The 3,232-nt window shown below is 75.6% G+C and carries 1 protein-coding gene; it reads right to left on the reverse strand.

Going from position 1 to position 3,232, the window contains the following annotated elements; genetic code table 11:
- Window positions 1-165: 165 nt before the first annotated feature.
- Entirely contained in the window at window positions 166-2,898 is a 2,733-nt protein-coding gene (locus tag ACFWBD_RS36580) for an AAA family ATPase (protein WP_385676938.1), read from the reverse strand.
- Window positions 2,899-3,232: the final 334 nt, after the last annotated feature.

Below are 3,232 nucleotides of genomic sequence, written 5' to 3' on the forward strand. Positions count from 1 at the left end.
TGGGCGCAGCGGGCGGTGGCCGTTACGCGCTCAATGTACGGGGCGGGGGGGGGGTTGCCGCCCCGTCGCCCCCGGGGGGCCCGACCGACGACCGGCCGAGGGGGGGCGGGTGTCCTCGGACACCGGCCGCCCTTCGGCGTTTTTCACTGCCGCCTCACCGCCGCCTCACTGTTGCGGAGGCTGCCCGGGCTGAGGGGCCTCGGGGTGCTGCGGGTAGCCGTAGCCGGCCGGGGGATACCCCGGGTGCTGCTGCTGCTGCTGCGGTGGCTGCGGCTGGGCGTACGGATCCTGCCCCGGCTGGGGCTGCTGCTGCGGATACGGCTGTCCCTGGGGCTGACCGTGCTGCGGCGGGTACGGCTGCCCGGGGCCGGGCTGGGGCGCCTGCGGGTACGGCTGACCCGCCGGCGGATAGGCCTGCCCGGGCACCGGCTGGCCCGGCATCTGCTGGCCCGGCATCGGCGGGGCGGCCACCGGCGGCGGGTTGCCGTCGCTGGTCCAGAGGCCCTGGCGCTGCTGGTGGCGGATGAAGTCCTCCGCGACCATCGCCGTGAGGTTGAAGTACGCCTCCCGGACCTTCGGCCGCATCATGTCGAGGTCGACCTCGGCGCCCGCGGCCAGATGCTCGTCGAACGGCACGACGACGACACCGCGGCAGCGGGTCTCGAAGTGCGACACGATGTCGTCGACCTTGATCATCTTGCCGGTCTCGCGCACCCCTGAGATGACGGTGATGGACCGTGAGACGAGCTCCGCGTACCCGTGTGCTGACAGCCAGTCCAGCGTCGTGCTGGCGCTGCTCGCACCGTCCACGGACGGCGTGGAGATGATGATGAGCTGGTCGGCGAGGTCGAGCACCCCGCGCATGGCGCTGTAGAGCAGACCGGTACCGGAGTCGGTGAGGATGATCGGGTACTGGTTGCCGAGCACGTCGATCGCGCGCCGGTAGTCCTCGTCGTTGAAGGTCGTGGACACGGCCGGGTCGACGTCGTTGGCGATGATCTCCAGGCCGGACGGCGCCTGGGAGGTGAACCGCCGGATGTCCATGTACGAGTTGAGGTACGGGATCGCCTGGACGAGGTCACGGATCGTCGCCCCGGTCTCACGCCGCACCCGGCGGCCGAGCGTACCGGCGTCCGGGTTGGCGTCGATCGCGAGGATCTTGTCCTGGCGTTCGGTGGCGAGGGTGGAGCCGAGCGCGGTGGTCGTCGTGGTCTTGCCCACGCCGCCCTTGAGGCTGATGACGGCGATCCGGTAGCAGGACAGCACCGGCGTGCGGATCATCTCCAGCTTGCGCTGCCGCTCGGCCTCCTCCTTCTTGCCGCCGAGCTTGAAGCGGGAGGAGGCGGCGGGCCGGCCGCTCTTCGCCTTCTGCCGCTTGTTGTTGAGCAGCCGGTCGGAGGACAGCTCCACGGCGGCGGTGTAACCCAGCGGCGCGGCACCGGGGTTGACCGGCTGCCGCTGGTCGTGCTGGATCGGCTGCGGCCAGGCGGCCCCGGCCCGGGGGTCGACGGGCGGCTGCGGATGCTGGGCCTGCTGCGCGTCGGGGGCGGGCGTGTGCGGGTACTGCGGTGCCTGCGCGGCATGCGGTGCCGGCGGCTGGGGCTGGGGCTGAGCCGGCTGCCCGGGGAAGCCCTGCGGCCCTCCCTGCGGGGCTCCTTGCGGGAACCCCTGGGGCGCGGCCGCCGGGGATTGTCCGTCCGCCTGCTGCGGGATACCCGGCTGCGGGAAGCCGGGGTGCGACGCCTGCGGGGCCTGCGGCTGCTGGGGCTGCGGTGCCGGGGGCTGGGGGAAGCCGTAGCCGCCGGGCGCGGGGGGTGCGTCGGTGGGCTGCGGATAGCCGTAGCCGGCGTGGGCGGGGGCGTGGGCGTCAACGGGCGGTTGGGGTGCCGGAGGCGCCGGTTGCGGGGCAGGGGTGGGTGCTGCGGGGCCGGTGTTCTGCTGGGGGAAGCCGTAGCCGCCGGGCGCGGGCGGTGCGTCGGTGGGCTGGGGGTAGCCGTAGCCGGCGGGCGGTTGCGGTGCCGGAGCGGCCGGTTGCGGCTGAGGGGCGGGGGCCGGAGCGCCACCGGGGTGCGGGAAGCCGTAGCCCGGCTGCGGGGCAGGAGGCTGCTGGGCCGCCGGGGCGGAAACGGGGGGCTGCGGGAAGCCGTAGCCCGGCTGCGGTGCGGTCGGGGCCGGCTCCGGGGCCGGCGGGTTCCAGCCGACCGGCGCGGGCGGGGCTGCCTGTGGCTGGACGGGCGGGTGAAGGGGCGGCTGTTGGACAGGCCCGGGAGCGTGCGCCACGGCATCGGCGGGCTGTGGCTGTGCCGGCCACTGGGCCGCCGGTGCGGGCGCCGCGGGCTGGTACGACGGCGGCAGGGGAGGCAGCTCGCCCTGCGGGGCCGGCGGAGGAGTCCAGGCGGGCTGCGCGGCGGGAACGGCGTCGTGGGGCGCGCTGACCTGCGGCTCGGCGGGGCCCGTGGGAACGGCGTCCGAGGGCTCCTCCACGGCGGAGTCGTTCCGGGGGGCCGCGTCGTCGGTGACGGCAGCGCCCTCGGGCGCGGGGCCCGTCACGGCCTCGGCGTCCTGGATCGCCGTCTCGTCGCCCGCGGGGGCCTCGGAGACGCCGTCCCCGTCCGGTGCGGTGCCGCTTTCGTCGGCCGTACCGTCGGTTTGGACCGCTGGCTCGGCCTCCGCACCGGCGGCAGCGGCAGCGGCCGTAGGCTCGTTGCCGTCCGAGACGCCCGCATCGGCCGATGGGGCCGCCGTATCCACTGCATCCGCGGCCTCGGACGGCACAGTGCCGGTCGAGGGGGAATCGGCGGCCTCGGTCTCCGGCTCCGCAGGTGTCGCGGGCTCGGCCTGTACGGCAGCGGCGTGCTCCGCGATCTCCCGCTTGAGGGCGGCCGAGGAGAAGCGCATGGTCGCACCGCTCTCCAGGTCCCCGTTTCCGGAACCGCTCTCCTCGTCACCCGCCGAAGCCCCCGTGGCTCCCCACCGGGCCTCGGCCTGCTGCGGCTGCGGCTGCGGCTGCGGCTCGAACCCGCTGCCCGCCGGAAGCCCCGGCACGGCGACCGACCCCGCGCCGGGGGGCACGGAGGGAGCCGCAGGAACGGGCGGAACGGGTGGAGCGGGCTGTGCCGGAGGAGCCACCGGAGTGACCGGCACGCCCGGCGCGGCCAGGGGGAAAGCCCCGTCCGGCGCCTGCGGTGTGGCCGGGGTGTACGGAGCTTCCGGTACGGGCGGTGCCGGGGGT

Source organism: Streptomyces sp. NPDC060002, assembly GCF_042737245.1.
Classification (GTDB): domain Bacteria; phylum Actinomycetota; class Actinomycetes; order Streptomycetales; family Streptomycetaceae; genus Streptomyces.

Coding starts and splice junctions, on each gene's coding strand:
- ACFWBD_RS36580 (WP_385676938.1), bottom strand. CDS start 2,898: ATGCGCTTCTCCTCGGCCGCCCTCAAGCGGGAGATCGCGGAGCACGCC.